The 16,007-nt window shown below is 72.7% G+C and carries 13 protein-coding genes; 9 read left to right on the top strand and 4 right to left on the bottom strand.

Annotated features, from left to right (window positions below; genetic code table 11):
* Window positions 1-63 precede the first annotated feature (63 nt).
* On the bottom strand, window positions 64-1,722 hold the full coding sequence (locus IEY70_RS09525) for an FAD-binding dehydrogenase (RefSeq protein WP_189064779.1): 1,659 nt from the start codon (window positions 1,720-1,722) through the stop codon (window positions 64-66).
* A gap of 350 nt (window positions 1,723-2,072) precedes the next feature.
* Between IEY70_RS09525 and IEY70_RS09530 the strand changes: the two genes are divergently transcribed.
* The 4 genes from IEY70_RS09530 (at window position 2,073) to guaD (ending at window position 8,220) form a co-directional block, all read left to right on the top strand.
* The gene (locus tag IEY70_RS09530) at window positions 2,073-3,509 is read left to right on the top strand and encodes a xanthine dehydrogenase small subunit (RefSeq protein ID WP_189064780.1); all 1,437 of its coding nucleotides are present in this window, start codon (window positions 2,073-2,075) and stop codon (window positions 3,507-3,509) included.
* Window positions 3,506-5,857, top strand: a complete 2,352-nt coding sequence (gene xdhB, locus IEY70_RS09535; protein WP_189064781.1) for a xanthine dehydrogenase molybdopterin binding subunit — start codon at window positions 3,506-3,508, stop codon at window positions 5,855-5,857. Before IEY70_RS09530 ends, xdhB begins: the two co-directional genes overlap by 4 nt.
* A 159-nt stretch (window positions 5,858-6,016) precedes the next feature.
* The gene (gene xdhC / locus IEY70_RS09540) at window positions 6,017-6,868 is read left to right on the top strand and encodes a xanthine dehydrogenase accessory protein XdhC (RefSeq protein WP_189064782.1); all 852 of its coding nucleotides are present in this window, start codon (window positions 6,017-6,019) and stop codon (window positions 6,866-6,868) included.
* Between the two features lie 44 nt (window positions 6,869-6,912).
* Window positions 6,913-8,220 (top strand): guanine deaminase, encoded by a 1,308-nt coding sequence (gene guaD, locus IEY70_RS09545; protein ID WP_189064855.1) that lies wholly within the window; start codon window positions 6,913-6,915, stop codon window positions 8,218-8,220.
* A 165-nt stretch (window positions 8,221-8,385) separates the two neighbouring features.
* On the opposite strand, the gene IEY70_RS09550 is transcribed toward guaD, so the two are convergent.
* Genes IEY70_RS09550 through IEY70_RS09560 form a run of 3 tightly spaced genes read right to left on the bottom strand, consistent with a single transcriptional unit; the run spans window position 8,386 to window position 10,975 of the window.
* Window positions 8,386-9,261: a metal ABC transporter permease gene (locus IEY70_RS09550; RefSeq protein WP_229777803.1), complete on the bottom strand. Its 876-nt coding sequence runs from the start codon at window positions 9,259-9,261 to the stop codon at window positions 8,386-8,388.
* The gene (locus IEY70_RS09555; RefSeq protein WP_189064783.1) at window positions 9,261-10,037 is read right to left on the bottom strand and encodes a metal ABC transporter ATP-binding protein; all 777 of its coding nucleotides are present in this window, start codon (window positions 10,035-10,037) and stop codon (window positions 9,261-9,263) included. The genes IEY70_RS09550 and IEY70_RS09555 overlap by 1 nt, the downstream gene beginning before the upstream one ends.
* Window positions 10,034-10,975 carry a metal ABC transporter substrate-binding protein gene (locus IEY70_RS09560; RefSeq protein WP_308425518.1) on the bottom strand — a complete coding sequence of 314 codons (942 nt, stop codon included), beginning with the start codon at window positions 10,973-10,975 and terminating at the stop codon, window positions 10,034-10,036. The genes IEY70_RS09555 and IEY70_RS09560 overlap by 4 nt, the downstream gene beginning before the upstream one ends.
* A 185-nt stretch (window positions 10,976-11,160) precedes the next feature.
* Between IEY70_RS09560 and IEY70_RS09565 the strand changes: the two genes are divergently transcribed.
* Genes IEY70_RS09565 through IEY70_RS09585 form a run of 5 tightly spaced genes read left to right on the top strand, consistent with a single transcriptional unit; the run spans window position 11,161 to window position 15,944 of the window.
* Window positions 11,161-12,126, top strand: a complete 966-nt coding sequence (locus IEY70_RS09565) for a sucrase ferredoxin (protein WP_189064784.1) — start codon at window positions 11,161-11,163, stop codon at window positions 12,124-12,126.
* Window positions 12,123-13,115 (top strand): FecCD family ABC transporter permease, encoded by a 993-nt coding sequence (locus IEY70_RS09570; protein ID WP_189064785.1) that lies wholly within the window; start codon window positions 12,123-12,125, stop codon window positions 13,113-13,115. The genes IEY70_RS09565 and IEY70_RS09570 overlap by 4 nt, the downstream gene beginning before the upstream one ends.
* A gap of 56 nt (window positions 13,116-13,171) precedes the next feature.
* Complete coding sequence (locus IEY70_RS09575; protein ID WP_189064786.1) at window positions 13,172-14,128, top strand: ABC transporter substrate-binding protein; 957 nt, start codon at window positions 13,172-13,174, stop codon at window positions 14,126-14,128.
* Window positions 14,125-15,141, top strand: a complete 1,017-nt coding sequence (locus IEY70_RS09580; RefSeq protein WP_229777804.1) for a FecCD family ABC transporter permease — start codon at window positions 14,125-14,127, stop codon at window positions 15,139-15,141. Before IEY70_RS09575 ends, IEY70_RS09580 begins: the two co-directional genes overlap by 4 nt.
* Window positions 15,138-15,944 carry an ABC transporter ATP-binding protein gene (locus IEY70_RS09585; protein ID WP_189064787.1) on the top strand — a complete coding sequence of 269 codons (807 nt, stop codon included), beginning with the start codon at window positions 15,138-15,140 and terminating at the stop codon, window positions 15,942-15,944. Before IEY70_RS09580 ends, IEY70_RS09585 begins: the two co-directional genes overlap by 4 nt.
* Window positions 15,945-16,007: the final 63 nt, after the last annotated feature.

Consider the following 16,007-nt stretch of genomic DNA (forward strand, 5'->3'; position numbering starts at 1 on the left):
TTCTCTCCCACTCGCTTCGCTCGGCTTGAAGGGTCTTTGTAGCCCCTTCAATCGGAGTCCGTATTACACGGTCCCGGCGGCGGCGCGGCCCGCGATCCGGCCGCTGAAGATGCAGCCGCCCAGGAAGGTGCCTTCCAGCGCGCGGTAGCCGTGCACGCCGCCCCCGCCGAAGCCCGCGACCTCGCCCGCCGCGTACAGGCCTGGAATGGGCTGGCCGCCCTGACCCAGCACGCGTGCGCTCAGGTCGGTTTCCAGGCCGCCGAGGGTCTTGCGGGTCAGGATGTTCAGTTTCACGGCGATCAGCGGGCCGCTCTGCGGGTCCAGCAGCGGTCCCGGTTTCGCCACGCGCACCAGTCGGTCGCCCAGGTAGGCGCGTGCGCCGCGCAGCGCGGTGATCTGCGGGTCCTTCCCGAAGGGATTGGCGAGGGCCGCGTCGCGCGCGTGAATCTCACGGCGGACCTGTTCGGGGTCCAGCAGCCCGTCGCCGGTCAGGTCGGCCATGCCGCGCAGCAGGTCGTCGAGGGTGTCGCGGACCACGAAGTCCTCGCCCTGATCCATGAAGGCCTGCACGCTGGGCGAGACGCGGCTGCCCACGCGGCCCAGCGTGGCGCGGATGTCCCGTTCCGTCAGGTCGAGGTTCTGCTCTGAGCCGCTGAGCGTGAATTCCTTCTTGATGACCGCGCGGTTCAGCACGAACCACGTGTACGGCCAGCCCTGCGTGGTGATGTGCGTCAGGGTGCCCAGCGTGTCGAAGCCCGGCGCGTGCGGGTACGGCAGCCGCTCACCGGTGGGCGAGAGCCACAGGCTGCTCGGCCCCGGCAGCACGCGGATGCCGTGCCCCTTCCAGATGGGATTCCAGTTGCGCAGGCCCTCGGTGTAGTGCCACATGCGGTCCGGGTTGATCAGGTTCGCGCCCTGCGCGTGCACCGTCTGCTGCAACTGCCCGTCCACGTGCGCGGGTACGCCCGCCACCATGAACGCCGGGGGTTCACCCAGCCGCTCGCGCGGCCAGTTGCGGCGCACCAGATCATGGTTCCCGCCGATCCCGCCGGACGTCACGATGACGGCCCCGGCCCGCAGGTCGAAGTCCCCGACGACCACGCGGGAACTCGCTTCGCCGCGCGCGACCTGCGAGGCTTCCAGCACGTCGCCCCGCACGCCCGTCACGGCCGGACCGTCGAACACAAGTTCCCGCACCCGGTGTCGGAAGTGCGCGCGGATCCGCCCGGACAGCAGGTGGGCGCGCACGCGCCGCTCGAACGGCTCGACCACGCCCGGCCCGGTCCCCCAGGTGATGTGGAAGCGCGGCACGCTGTTGCCCGGCCCGAGCGCGCCCTGCCCGCCCCGCTCGGCCCAGCCGACCACCGGGAACAGTTTCAGGCCCTGCGCGGCCAGCCACGAGCGTTTCTCGCCCGCCGCGAAGTCCACGTACGCCTGCGCCCACTGCCGGGGCCAGTGATCCTCGGGCCGGTCGAAACCGGCGGTGTTCATCCAGTCGCTCAGGGCCAGTTCGCGGCTGTCGCGGATGCCCAGGCGGCGCTGCTCGGGGCTGTCCACCAGGAACAGGCCTCCGAACGACCAGAAGGCCTGTCCGCCCAGGTTCTGCTCTCCTTCCTGGTCCAGCAGCAGCACGCGCTTTCCGGCGTCGGCGGCCTCGGCGGCGGCGACCAGTCCGGCCAGTCCGGCTCCCACCACGATGATGTCTGCGTTCGGTTCGGTCATAGGGTCTCCCTGTGTTCAGGGCGGGCAGGCGCCCGCCGGGTGTGTGGTGCCGCGTGGCGCGGCCGGATTCGGAACGCCGCTATTGTGCCGCAATTCGCGCTGTTCTGTACCGGGTTCACCAGTTGCTGAGCGTCCGGTCCGGCTGCCCAGACGAGCGGCGTACGCCACTGCGGCCCTTGCCTTATCCTGGGCGGGTACTCAATCAGGCCGTTGTTCTGCATGGATAACCAGCGGCCCGCCCCAGACACCGCGTCCGGCGTGAACCATGCGTCCGCCCCTGAAGGCCTTCAGGCTGGTGGGCGCTGATCGCCGGGTGTCTGCCACCGCACGAAAGGTGGTCAAGGAGTGACATGCAGAGAGTGAACCTGACCGTGAACGGCCAGCCGGGCGAGGTGCCCGCCGGAGCGCACACGAATTTGCTGAACCACCTGCGCGCCCAGGGCCTGACCGGCTGCAAGGAAGGCTGCGCCGAGGGTGAGTGCGGAGCCTGCGCGGTCCTGATCGCCCGCGACGACGGGCAGGGCGGCACCCGCTGGGACAGCGTGAACGCCTGCCTGGTGACGCTGGCCGCCGTGGACGGCGCGCAGGTCGTGACCAGCGAGGGCCTCGGCTCGCCCGCCGCGCTGCACCCGGCGCAGCGGGAACTGGCGGTGCGGGGCGGGTCGCAGTGCGGGTACTGCACGCCGGGCTTCGTGGTCAGCATGGCCGCCGAGTACCTGCGCCCGGACCGCGTGGACGGCCAGCACGGCGCCGCGAACGGCTTCGACCTGCACTCGCTCAGCGGAAACCTGTGCCGCTGCACCGGCTACCGCCCCATCGCGGACGCCGCGTACGCCCTGGGCTCCCCGGACGCCGCCGACCCCCTGGCCGCGCGCCGCGCCCAGCCCGCCCCGGCCCCGCGCCCCACGGTCCTGAACGCCCCGGACGGTGAATTCCACCGGCCTGCCACCCTGGCCGAAGCCCTGAACCTGCTGGCCGCGCACCCGGACGCGAAGGTGCTGTCCGGCGGCACCGACTGGGGCGTGGAAGTGAACCTGCGTCACGCGCGGGCCGCCGTGACCGTCGCCGTGGATCACCTGCCGGAACTGCGGGTGTTCGAGGAGCGCGCGGACTCGCTGTTGCTGGGCGCGGGCCACAGCCTCAGCGAGCTGGAACGCCGCCTGGGCGGGCGCGTGCCGCTCCTGGCCGGGTGGTTCCCGCAGTTCGCCAGCCGCCTGATCCGCAACTCGGCCACGCTGGGCGGGAACCTGGGCACCGCGTCGCCCATCGGGGACAGTCCGCCCGCGCTGCTGGCGCTGGACGCCTCGGTGCGGCTCGTCGGCCCGGACGGCGTGCGCGAGGTGCCGCTCTCGGACTACTTTACCGGGTACCGGCAGACGGTGCGGCAGCCGGGCGAACTGATCGCCGCCGTGCGGATTCCGCTGCCGCTCTCGCCCCTGACGGCCTTCCACAAGATCGCCAAGCGCCGCTTCGACGACATCTCCAGCGTGGCGGTCGGGTACGCGCTGGACGTGCGCGGCGGCGTGGTCACGCGCGCCCGCATCGGCCTGGGCGGCGTGGCCGCCACGCCCCTGCGCGCCCGTGACACCGAGGCGGCGCTGGAAGGGCAGCCCTGGACGGAGGCGACCGTCCGGACGGCCGCGCGCCTGCTGGGGCAGACCGGCACGCCCCTGAGCGACCACCGCGCCAGCGCCGCCTACCGCGCCGCGATGCTGGAACAGAGCCTGCTGAAACTCTGGTTCGAATCGCAGGACGCCGCCACGCAGGAACAGGAGGTGGGCGCATGAGCCTGCACGAACGTCCGTCCGCCGCGTCCGTGGGCGAGGCCATCCTGCACGAGAGCGCCGCGCTGCACGTCACCGGGCACGCCCTGTACACCGACGACCTGGGCGTGAGACTCCAGAACCTGCTGCACGCGTGGCCGGTCGGGTCGCCGCACGCGCACGCCCGCGTGACCGGCCTGGACACGGGTGCCGCGCTGGCCGTGCCGGGCGTCGTGCGTGTCCTGACGGCCGCCGACGTGCCCGGCGTGAACGACGCGGGCGTCAAGGGCGACGAACCGCTGTTCCCCATGGTCGCCATGTACCACGGCCACCCGGTCGCGTGGGTGCTGGCCGACTCCGAGGACGCCGCCCGCCTGGGGGCCGCCGCCGTGCAGGTGGGTTACGAGCCGCTGCCGTCGGTCATCACGGTCCGCGAGGCCATCGCCGCCGAAGCGTTCCAGGGGGCGCAGTCCACCCTGGCGCGCGGCGACGTGACCGTCGGCTTCGAGCAGGCCGCGCACGTGTTCACGGGCGAGTTCGACATCGGCGGGCAGGAGCACTTCTACCTCGAAACGAACGCCGCGCTGGCACACGTGGACGAGGCCGGTCAGGTCTTCATCCAGTCGAGCACGCAGCACCCGACCGAGACGCAGGAGATCACCGCGCACGTGCTGGGCCTCCCGTCCAGCCACGTGACCGTGCAGTGCCTGCGCATGGGCGGCGGTTTCGGCGGTAAGGAGATGCAGCCGCACGGGTACGCGGCGATTGCCGCGCTGGGTGCCACCCTGACCGGGCGTCCCGTCCGGCTGCGCCTGAACCGCACGCTGGACATGACCCAGACCGGCAAACGCCACCCGTTCCACGCGGCGTGGAAGGCCGGGTTCGACGCCGACGGCCGCTTCACGGCGCTGGAGGTCACCCTGACCAGCGACGGCGGCTGGAGCCTCGACCTGTCCGAACCGGTCATGGCGCGCGCCCTGTGCCATCTGGACAACGCGTACTTCATCCCGCACGTGCACGCGCGCGGGCGGATCGCCAGAACGAACAAGACCTCGCAGACGGCCTTCCGGGGCTTCGGTGGGCCGCAGGGCATGCTGGTCACCGAGGACATCCTGGGCCGCGTGGCCCCGCTGCTGGGCCTGGACGCCCACGAGCTGCGGCAGCGCAACTTCTACCAGCCGGGCGAGGCGACCCCCTACGGCCAGCCCGTGCGGCACGCCGAGCGCATGCATGACCTGTGGGCGCAACTGCTGGAGCGCAGCGACTTCCGGGAACGGCAGGCGGAGGTCGAGGCCTTCAACGCCGCGCACCCGCACCGCAAACGCGGCCTGAGCGTCACGCCGGTCAAGTTCGGGATCTCGTTCAACTTCACGGCGTACAACCAGGCGGGCGCCCTCGTGCACGTGTACAAGGACGGCTCGGTGCTGATCAACCACGGCGGCACCGAGATGGGCCAGGGCCTGCACACCAAGATGATGCAGGTGGCCGCGACCGCGCTGGGCGTGCCGCTGTCCTCGGTGCGCCTCGCGCCGACCCGGACGGACAAGGTGCCGAACACCAGCGCCACCGCCGCCAGCAGCGGCGCCGACCTGAACGGCGGAGCCGTGAAGGACGCCTGCGATCAGATCCGCGCGAACCTCGCCGCCGTGGCCGCCGGGTCGCTCGGCGTGCACCCGGACGACGTGCGCTTCGAGGCCGGGCGCGTGTTCCCGCTGGGCCACCCGGAACGCGGCCTGGACTGGAAGACCCTGGTGCACGACGCCTACCACCTGCGCACGCAGCTGTGGGCGGCGGGTTTCTACCGCACGCCGGGCCTCCACTGGGACCGCGTGGCGATGCAGGGCGAGCCGTTCAAGTACTTCAGTTACGGCGCCAGCGTCACCGAGGTCGAGGTGGACGGCTTCACCGGCGCGTACCGCGTGCGCCGCGCCGACCTGCTGCACGACGTCGGGGACAGCCTCTCGCCGCTGATCGACCTGGGGCAGGTCGAGGGCGGGTACGTGCAGGGCCTGGGCTGGCTGACCCTGGAGGAACTCCGCTGGGACGAGTCCGACGGCCCGAACCGGGGTCGCCTCCAGACCCAGTCGGCCAGCACGTACAAGCTGCCCAGCTTCAGCGAGCTGCCCGAGCAGTTCAACGTGGGCCTGCTGGAACGCGCCACGGAATCCGGCGTGGTGTACGGCTCCAAGGCCGTGGGCGAGCCGCCGCTGATGCTGGCGATCTCGGCGCGCGAGGCGCTGCGCGAGGCCTGCGCCGCCTTCGGCCCGCCCAGCCGCAGCACCCTGCTGAACAGCCCCGCCACACCCGAGGCCGTGTACTGGGCGCTGGATGCGGCCCGCACCGCCCGGCCTGCCGAGGTGCCCGGTGACTGATACGGATTCCGTTTGTTTCGTTGACAGATCGGAACACCACCGATCTATCAACTCCACGTCCGGAATCCGTTCTGCTCCTACTCGCTCCGCTCGGATTGAACGGCTTTGCAAGCCATTCAATCGGAGTCCGTATGACACTCCCGTGCGCGGCGGCCGCGCATGAACTGGCGCGAGGCCCTGAACGCCCTGCACGCGCGCGGCGAGGCGGGCGTGCTCGTCACGGTCGCCGCCGCGCGTGGGCACACGCCCCGCGAGGCCGGCGCGAAGATGCTGATTACCGCCGAACACACCTGGGACAGCGTGGGCGGCGGGAACCTCGAAGCGACCGCCGTGGACCGCGCCCGCGCCCTGCTGGCGACCGGCGCGACCACACCGGACCTGCTGACGCTGCGCCTGACCGACCGCGCCGCGAACGACCACGGCCGCCAGTGCTGCGGCGGCGAGGTCACGCTGCTGCTCGAACCCATGCAGGCGGCCCGCGCGCACGTCGCGGTGTTCGGCGTGGGGCACGTGGGCCTGGAACTCGCGCGGATGCTGTCGCGGCTGCCGCTGCACCTGCACCTCGTGGACTCGCGCGCCGCGCAGCTGACCCCCGAGCGCCTGTCGGTCCTCTCGGACGCCGCCGCGACCCTGCACGTGCACCACTCGCCCATTCCCGAGATGACCCTGCACGACCTGCCCGCCGGAACGCACCTGCTGGTCATGACGCACGACCACGCCGAGGACGCCGCCCTGATCGACGCCGCGCTGCGCAGGTCTGACCTGGGGTTCGTGGGCCTGATCGGCTCGGCCGCCAAGTGGACCCGCTTCCAGGCGCAACTGCGCGACCTGGGCCACCCGCCCGCCGCGCTGGCGCGCGTCACCACGCCTATCGGCCTGCCGGACCTGACCCTGGGGCCGCAGCGCAAGCACCCGGCCGTGATCGCGCTGGCCGTCGCCGCGCAACTCCTCCCGCTCATTCAGGCGGCGCCCTCCCTCCAGACGCTCCCCGCCGCAGAAAGGACCCCGTGACCACTCCCAACCCGCACTTCCCGCCTCAGCAGCAACCGGCGACCCTGGCACAGCCGACCTCCGCCGCCACCCTGTACCGCGCCACGTACCTGCACACGCCCCGCAACCCCTTCACGCACCCGGACGCGCTGGACGCCCAGTCGGACGGCGGCCTGCTCGTTCAGGACGGCGTGATTCTCGCTGCCGGACCCTTCGCAGACATCCGGGTCGCGCACCCGGACGCCCCCGTGACCGACCTGCGCGGCGGCCTGCTGCTCCCGGGCTTCATCGACACGCACGTCCACTACCCGCAGGTGCGCGTGATCGGCGGGCTGGGCCTGCCGCTCCTCGACTGGCTCGACCAGTGCGCCCTGCCCGAGGAGGCCCGCATGGCCGACCTCGCCTACGCGCGCGGCGTGGCCCGCGACTTCATCGGCGGGCTGATCGGCGCCGGGACGACCACCGCGCTGGTGTTCGGCTCGCACTTCGCGGGCGCCGTGGACGCCTTCTTCGAGGAGGCCACCCGCACCGGCCTGCGCGCCGTGACCGGACTGGTGGTCAGTGACCGCCTGCTGCGGGATGAACTGCACACCACGCCCCAGCGCGCCTACGACGAGGGCCGCGCCCTGATCGAACGCTGGCACGGCGCGGGCCGCACCCTGTACGCCGTCACGCCCCGCTTCAGCCTGTCGGCCAGCGAGGGCATCCTGGACGCCTGCGCCGCCCTGATGAGGGACTTTCCCGGCTTGCGCTTCACCAGCCATATCAACGAGAACACCCGCGAGATCCAGACCGTCCGCGACCTGTTCCCCGGCGCCCGCGACTACCTCGACACCTACGAACGCGCCGGACTGGTCGGCCGCCACTCGGTCCTGGCGCACAATGTCCACCCGACCGACCGCGAACTGTCCGTGATGGCCGCGCACCGCTGCACCGCCGCGCACTGCCCGTGCAGCAACTCCGCGCTCGGCAGCGGCTTCTTTCCGCTGCGCCGCCACCTGGACGCCGGCGTGCACGTCTCGCTGGGCAGCGACGTGGGCGGCGGCACCGGCTTTAGTCTGCTGAAAGAAGGCCTTCAGGCGCACTTCATGCAGAACCTGATGCCCGGCGGCGTCCCCCTGAGCCCCGCGCACCTGCTGTACCTCGCCACGCTCGCCGGGGCCGAGGCGCTGGACCTGCCGCACACCGGGTCCTTCGAGCCGGGCCGCGCCTTCGACGCCGTGCACCTCAGGCCCGCGCCCGGCACGCCCCTGGACGCCGTGTTCCGCCACGCCGCCAGCCCCGAGCGCGCCCTGGCCGCTGCCTTCGCCACCGGCACGCCCGCCGACGTCGCCCGCGTCTGGATCGGCGGGGACACCGTCCTGGGCGACTGACTCCAGAAGAGAGGCGCGCCCCTGGAGTGACCGGGGGCGCGCCTCTTGAGTTGTTGGGCCTCATTACGGAGTCCGTCTGTTTCGTCCTCCACGCCCGGACCCCGCTCTGTTCCTGCTCGCTTCGCTCGGATGGAACGGTCTGCACACCATTCCATCGGAATCCTGTCAGCCCTGCAACTCCGCCTCGCGTTCCAGGCGTTGCTGGCGGCGGCGGGCCAGCTGGCCGTGTTTCGGGGCGAACAGGAACGCCAGTCCGAACAGCACGCTCTGCGTCAGGACGATGCACGCGCCGGTTGCGCCGTCCAGGAAGTAACTGACGTACGTGCCGAGCAGGCTGGACAGCACGCCGGTCGCCACGGCCAGCCACATCATGCGGCTGAAGCGGTCCGTGAGCAGGTACGCGGTCGCGCCGGGCGTGATCAGCATGGCGACGACCAGGATCACGCCGACCGTCTGGAGGGCACTGACGATGGTCAGGGCCAGGATGACCAGCAGCGCGGCGTACAGGAAGCCGGTGTTCAGGCCGATGGAGCGGGCGTGCGTGGCGTCGAACACGTACAGCAGCAGGTCGCGGCGCAGGATCAGGATGGCGCCCAGCGCGACGGCGCCCGCGATGACGGTCTGCCACAGTTCGTCCTGGCTGATGCCCAGCACGTCCCCGAACAGGATGTGCGACAGGTGCACGTCGCTGGACACGCGCGAGATCATCACGAGGCCCAGCGAGAACAGCGCCGTGAACACCACGCCGATCACGGTGTCCTCCTTGACGCGCGAGCGGGACTGGATGAACCCGATGGCGCTGACGCTGATCAGGCCGAACACGAACGCGCCGATCACGAACGGCAGGTTCAGCAGGTACGCCAGGACCACGCCGGGCAGCACGGCGTGCGACACGGCGTCGCCCATCAGGGACCAGCCCTTGAGCGTGATGAAGCACGACAGGACCGCGCAGACCGCGCCGACCAGCGAGGAGACCAGCAGGGCGCGCAGCATGAAGTCGTACCCGATGGGGGCCAGCAGGGAATTCATCAGGGCGTCCATCAGCGGACCTCCGGGGCGCGCGCGGGAATGCGGGCCGGGTCGTGCAGCGGCGAGCGGCCCCCGAAGGCGCGGGCGAGGTTCCCGGCGGTGAGGATCTGCGCGGTCGGCCCGGCGGTCAGGACGGTGCGGTCGGCGATCAGGGCCACGTCGTCGCAGAAGGTTTCCAGGGTGCCCAGGTCGTGCGTGCTGACCAGGACGCTGCGGCCACTGCCCGCAAGGTCGCGCAGCAGGCCCGTGATGGCCTCGCTGGTGCCGACGTCCACGCCGCCGAAGGGTTCGTCGAGCAGCAGCAGGCGGGCGTCCTGCGCCAGCGCGCGGGCCAGGAAGGCGCGTTTGCGCTGCCCGCCCGACAGTTCCCCGATCTGCCGTTCGGCGAAGTCGGTCATGGACACGCGCGCCAGGGCGGCCTGCACGGCCTCGCGGTCGGCGGCGGACGGGCGGCGCAGTAGGCCCATGCGGCCCTGGCGGCCCATGGTGACCACGTCACGCACGCTGACCGGAAAGTCCCAGTCGACGTCCTCGGCCTGCGGGACGTAGGCGATCACGCCGGCCTTCTGCGCCTGCCGGACGGGCTGCCCGAACACCTGCACCTGCCCGCGCAGCGGCGGCAGGAACCCCATGATCGTCTTGAACAGGGTGCTCTTGCCCGCGCCGTTCATGCCGACCAGTCCGCAGATCCGGCCGGGTTGCAGGGTCAGTGTGGCGCTTCTCAGGGCGAGGCGGCCGCCGCCGTACGCGACGCTCACGCCCTGCACGTCCAGCGCGGGGGCGCTCAAGGCTGCCCCCCTGTGAGGCCCGCGAGGATGGTGTCGGCGTCCTTGCGTAGCAGGTCGAGGTAGGTGGGCACCTCGTCGGACAGCGAGTCCACGTGCAGGTCGCCGCCGTAGCGGGCGCCAGCCTCGGCGGCAACCTGCCGCATGCCCTTGTCCGGGACGGTGCTCTCGCAGAACACGGCGGGGATGCCCTGGGCGCGCACGCCGTCGATCACGGCGCGGATCTGGCGGGGCGTGCCCTGGCCTTCCTCGGCGTTGACGGGCCACAGGTACAGTTCCTTCAGGCCGTAGTCGCGCGCGAGGTAACTGAAGGCTCCCTCGCAGGTGACCAGGGCGCGGCGGTTCGGGGGCAGCTGGCCCAGCTGCGTGGAGAGCTGCTGGTCGACCTCGCGGATCTGCGCGGCGTAGGCGTCGGCGTTGGCCTGGAAGGTGTCGGCCCCGTCCGGGTCGAGGTCGGTCAGTGCCCGGCGGATGTTCTCGACGTAGATCAGGGCGTTTTTCGGGGACATCCAGGCGTGCGGGTTGGGTTTGCCCGCGTAGGCGTCGGCCGAGATGTTTACGGGCTTAATGCCCTCGGTCAGCGTGACGGTGGGGGCCTCGCTGTCCTGCGTGAAACGGGTGAACCAGCGTTCGAGGTTCAGGCCGTTGTTCAGGATCAGGTCGGCGCCCTGCGCGCGGATCAGGTCGCTGGGGGTGGGCTGGTACCCGTGGATTTCCGCGCCGGGTCGGGTGATGGACACGACCTCGATGCGGTCGCCGGCGACGTTGCGGGTCATGTCGGCCAGGATGGTGAAGGTGGTCAGCACGCGCGGGCGGTCGCCGGTATCGGAACCGGTGTCGGTGCCCTGCGGGGTGGTCTGGGTGGTCTGCTCGGCGGGGCGGCAGGCGGACAGTGTGCCGGCCACGCACAGCAGAGCGGCGGAGAGCAGCAGCATCTTCATATTTTTAGTCTCGCCTAAAAATTGGTTTAGGTCAAGCTGGTTACCGGTGATGTTCCAGACAAACTTGACTATTCCGCTCGGTTTAACTAGGGTGCGGCGCGTGAACCGCTTCCTGATCCCCCCGACCTCCCCGCTCGCCGCCTCACTGCCCGGCGAGACCGGCCGCGCCCTCAGCGGCCGCTGACGTGACCCGCCTGAACCTGTGCGCGGACGAATCCCGCGCCGCCGGAGAGGACCCCATCGGCACCGCCCCCCACTGGGCCGAGGTGACGGTCCTGGAACTCGACGTGCCCATGTGGGCGCGCCTGCGCGACGTGAACGCCTGGACGCCCGAACAGCAGGCCGTGTTCGCCGCGCTGCGCGAGAAGGTCGAGGCCAGCGGCGCTGGGTTCGGCCTGCTGATGAGCGCCCCTGCCACGCCCGGCCGCCCCCTGCGCGTTCGTCACTACACGCTGGGCGGTACCCCGCACGGCGGCCTGGGCGGGTACGTCCGGCGCGACTACGCCAGCGACCTGCCCCAGAGCGACTGGGCGCGCGGCCTGCACGACACCCTGCTCGACCCGTCCGCGCTGACCGGCGGTGACTGGACCGCCGTGCCCGCCCCGGACGGCCCGGACCTGCATGTCTGCACGCACGGCACCGTGGACGCCGCCTGCGGCCGCTACGGCGTGCCGGTGTTCCAGGCGCTGGGCGGCGCGGGCGTGCGCGCGTGGCGGACCGGGCACTTCGGCGGGCACCGCTTCGCCGCGACGGCCGTGGAGTTGCCCTCGGGGCTGCTGTGGGCGCACCTGACCCCGGAACTGGCCGTGCAGGTCGCGCGGCGCGAGGTCACGCCCGCCCAGGTCGCCGGGCACCTGCGCGGCCACGCGGGCCTGCCCCCACTGGCGCAACTGCTGGACCGGCACCTGCTCGTCCAGCACGGCTGGGACTGGCTGAACCGCGCCCGCCGCGCGACCGTCGAGACCCACCCGGACGGCGGGCACACCGTCACCCTGACCGCCAGTGGCCCGCACGGCCCCGAGACGTACCGCGCCCCGGTTCTGCCCGCCGCGCCGCTGCTCCTGCCGGGCTCCAGTCACGCTCCGGCCCGCGCGCCGGTCGCGCAGTGGACCCTCGGCCCCGTGACCACGCTGCCCGGCACCCGCGCATGACGGACGCCCGGCCCTGGCGCTTCCCGCTGCTGCTGGCACTGCTGGCCCTGCCCGCCTCGGTGCTGCTGTCGCTGGCACTCGGCGCGACCGACATTCCCCTGCCCGACGCCGCGCGCCTGCTGCTGCGCCCGGACGACTCCGTGAACAGTCTGGTCATTCACACGCTGCGGCTGCCGCGCACGCTGGTCGCCGCGCTGGCCGGGGCGGCGCTGGCTGTGTCGGGCCTGCTGCTTCAGGGCGTGACCCGCAACCCGCTCGCCGACCCCGGCATCCTGGGCGTGGAGGCGGGCGGCGCGCTCGCCATCCTGATCATGGTCGTGTTCTTCCCGGCCGCGCCCGCCGCGCTGTTCGTGCCCGCCGCGTTCCTGGGTGGCGTGCTGGCCGCGCTGGCCGCCTACGTGGCCGCCCGCACGGCCAGCGTGACCCCGCTGCGACTGGCGCTGGCGGGCGTGGCAGTCGCGTCCCTGGCGGCGGCCGCCACCCGCGCCGTGCAGATCCTGTTCGAGGAACGCGCCCAGGGCGCCCTGTTCGCGCTGTCCGGGTCGCTGGCCGGGCGCACCTGGGAGCAACTGGCGCAGATCGCGCCGTGGCTGGGCGGCGGGCTGCTGCTGGCGCTGCTGGCCGCGCCGCGCGTGAACGTCCTGACCCTCGGCGAGGACGTGGCCCGCAGTCTCGGCGCGCGCACGGACCGCGACCGCGTGATCGTCACGGGTCTGGGCGTGCTGCTGGCCGCCGGGTCGGTCAGCGTGTGCGGTCCCATCGGCTTCGTCGGGCTGATCGTCCCGCACGCCGCGCGCGCCCTGAGCGGCCCCGACCACCGCCTGAGCCTGCCGCTCGCGGCGCTGCTGGGCGCCGCGTTCCTGACCCTGGCCGACACCGCCGCCCGCCTGATCGACCGGCCCGCCGAGACCCCGGTCGGCATTCTGGTCGCGGCGGTCGGCGCGCCCGTGTTCGTACTGATCGCCCGCCGCGTGGGCCGCCGCGAATGACACCGGCCCCCCTGTCTCCGTTTCTATCTTCTGCCGTTTCACTGAAAGGACTCACCATGCCCGACCGAATCTCCCGTTCCATCCTCCTGACCGCCCTCCTCCCGGCCCTGCTGCTGGCCCCCGGCGCCTCGGCCGCGCCGGTCAGCGTGCCCACCGACCGCGGCACCCTGACCCTGACCGCGCCCGCCCGGCGGGTCGTGGCGCTCGAATACTCCTTCGTGGATACCCTGCTGGCGCTGGGCGTGCGGCCGGTCGGCGCGGCGCTCGGCACGCAGGGCGGCGACCGGGGCGCGCCCCCCTACCTGCGCCCGAAAGTCGGTGGCATCACGCCTACCGGCAGCCGCGCGCAACCCAGCCTGGAAGCCATGGCCGCCGCCCGCCCGGACCTGATCCTCGCGGACGCCCTGGTTCACAAGGACAGCGCCGCCGGGTTCGCGCGCCTCGCGCCGACCGCCGTGTTCCCCAGCCGCCGCGCCGACCTGGACGAACTGAACAACCAGACCCTCCAGATCGGCCGGCTGGTGGGCCGCGAGGCCGCCGCCCGGCAACTCCTGGCCGACCAGAAGACCCTGATCGCCAAGGCCCGCGCCTTCACGAAAAAGGGCGCCCCGACCTTCGTGGCGGGCGTGGTCACGCCCACGTCGTTCACGGTGCACACGCAGGGCAGCTTCGCCGGGAGTTTCCTGGAGGCGGTGGGACGCCGCAACGCCGTCCCGGTCCGTGACGGGCAGACGCAGTTCGAGACCAGCCTGGAGGGTCTGGTCGCCCTGAACCCGCAGACGCTGGTGCTGTTCACCGCCCCGGACGAGAAGCCCGTCACGGACACCTGGGCGAAGAATCCGCTGTGGCAGAAACTGAGCGCCGTGAAACGCGGCCGGGTGTACACCTTCAACCGGGACGACTGGACCCGCGGGCGCGGCCCGACCGCCCTGAAACTCATGACCGCGCAGGCCATCGAGAGCCGCTTCCTGCAGGACGCCGCGCCCGCACGGGGCTACCAGTACCAGCCGTGACGGCCCTTCCCGGAGGCACGCCACGCTTCACGACCGCCCGCGCCGTCACGGTCGCCGTGATCCTGGCCGCCCTGTGCGCCGCGCTGGGCGTCCTGGCGCTGGGGCTGGGCGCGGTCCCGACCCCGGCCCGCTCGGTGCTGGCGGCGCTGCTGGGCGGCGGGGACGACCTGACCCGTCAACTGGTCCTGGAGCTGCGCGCCCCGCGCGTGGCCGTGGCGCTGCTGTGCGGCGCAATGTTCGCCGCGTCCGGCACGGTCATGCAGGGCGTGATCCGCAACCCGCTGGCCTCGCCGGACCTGATCGGTGTGGGCGCCGGGGCGGGACTGGCCGCGACCGTGTTCCTGCTCGCGTGGCCCGCCGCGCCTCCCGGCGGCCTGCCGTGGGCGGCGCTGGCCGGCGCCTGGGGTGGCTTCGGGCTGGTGCTGCTGCTCGCGCAGGAACGCGGCGGGCGGCTGCACCCAGTGCGGCTGGCGCTGGTGGGCGTGGCCGTCGCCGCCGCGCTGGGGGCCGCGCAGCAACTCGTACTCGTCCGCGCGCCCGACGGGCTGGGCAGCGCCCTGACCTTCCTGACCGGCACCGTGTACGGCGCCGACAGCCTGCGCGCCGCGCGCCTGCTGCCCTGGGCGCTGATCCTGCTGCCCGCCGCCTGGGTGCTGCACCGCACGCTGGACATCCTGAACCTCGGCGAGGACCTCGCCACCAGCCTCGGCACGCGCGTCAACCCCGCGCGACTTCTGGCCCTCGGCGTCGGCGTGGCCCTGGCGGGCGCCGCCGTGACCGGCGCGGGTATCCTGGGCTTCGTGGGCCTGCTCGCCCCGCACGTGGCGCGGCTGCTGGTCGGCGCGCGGCACGCCCGCGCCCTGCCGGTCTCGATGCTGCTGGGCGCGGCGCTGGTCCTGGCGGCCGACACGCTGGGCCGCACGCTGCTGCCCCCCCTGGAAGTCCCGGCCGGACTGCTGACCACCCTGGTCGGCGCGCCGTACTTCCTGTACCTGCTGAGGAAAACCCCATGACCGACCCCACCCACCGGCCCGCGCCGCTCTCCACCCGCGACCTGCGCCTCGGCTACGGCCAGAACGTGATCATTCCGGACCTGAACCTCAGCATTCCGGCCGGGCAGGTCACGTCCATCATCGGCCCGAACGGCTGCGGCAAGAGCACCCTGCTGCGCGCCCTGGCCCGCCTGCTCCCACCGGGACGCGGGCAGGTGCTGCTGGACGGTCAGGCGCTGCACACCCTGCCGGGCCGCGAGATCGCCCGCCGCCTCGCCATCCTCCCGCAGGGCCCCGTCGCGCCCGAGGGCCTGAGCGTCGAGGAACTCGTCTGGTTCGGCCGGCACCCGCACCAGGGCCGCTTTCCCGTCCGCCGCCCCGGCGACCGCGAGGCCGTCGAGTGGGCGCTCGACCAGACCGGCATGCGCGTCTTCGCGGGCCGCGCCCTCGACGACCTGAGCGGCGGGCAGCGGCAGCGCGCCTGGATCGCCATGAGCCTCGCCCAGCAGACCGACATCCTGCTGCTGGACGAACCCACCACCTACCTCGACCCCGCCCACCAGCTCGAGGTGCTGCACCTCGCGCAGCGCCTGAACCGCGAGCAGGGCAAGACGGTCGTGATGGTCCTGCACGACCTGAACCAGGCGGCCCGCTACAGCGACCACCTGATCGCCCTGCGAGGCGGCGAGATCTACGCGCACGGCCCGGCCGCCGGGGTCCTGACGCACGACATGCTGCGCGACGTGTTCGGCCTGAAAGCGCACCTGCTGGCCGACCCGGACACCGGCCGCCCGCACGTCATCCCGTACGCCCTGACCCGCTGATGGACTCCGGCGCACCGGGGCCGCGCACGTTCACCGGGGCAGTACCGGGCGCGGCGCCTGTGC

The organism is Deinococcus seoulensis (assembly GCF_014648115.1).
GTDB lineage: Bacteria > Deinococcota > Deinococci > Deinococcales > Deinococcaceae > Deinococcus > Deinococcus seoulensis.

Bases quoted from the DNA above. Each gene is read 5' to 3' on its own strand.
- IEY70_RS09525 (WP_189064779.1), bottom strand. From the start codon at position 1,722: ATGACCGAACCGAACGCAGACATCATCGTGGTGGGAGCCGGACTGGCC.
- IEY70_RS09530 (WP_189064780.1), top strand. From the start codon at position 2,073: ATGCAGAGAGTGAACCTGACCGTGAACGGCCAGCCGGGCGAGGTGCCC.
- xdhB (WP_189064781.1), top strand. From the start codon at position 3,506: ATGAGCCTGCACGAACGTCCGTCCGCCGCGTCCGTGGGCGAGGCCATC.
- xdhC (WP_189064782.1), top strand. From the start codon at position 6,017: ATGAACTGGCGCGAGGCCCTGAACGCCCTGCACGCGCGCGGCGAGGCG.
- IEY70_RS09550 (WP_229777803.1), bottom strand. From the start codon at position 9,261: ATGGACGCCCTGATGAATTCCCTGCTGGCCCCCATCGGGTACGACTTC.
- IEY70_RS09560 (WP_308425518.1), bottom strand. From the start codon at position 10,975: ATGAAGATGCTGCTGCTCTCCGCCGCTCTGCTGTGCGTGGCCGGCACA.
- IEY70_RS09570 (WP_189064785.1), top strand. From the start codon at position 12,123: ATGACGGACGCCCGGCCCTGGCGCTTCCCGCTGCTGCTGGCACTGCTG.
- IEY70_RS09575 (WP_189064786.1), top strand. From the start codon at position 13,172: ATGCCCGACCGAATCTCCCGTTCCATCCTCCTGACCGCCCTCCTCCCG.
- IEY70_RS09585 (WP_189064787.1), top strand. From the start codon at position 15,138: ATGACCGACCCCACCCACCGGCCCGCGCCGCTCTCCACCCGCGACCTG.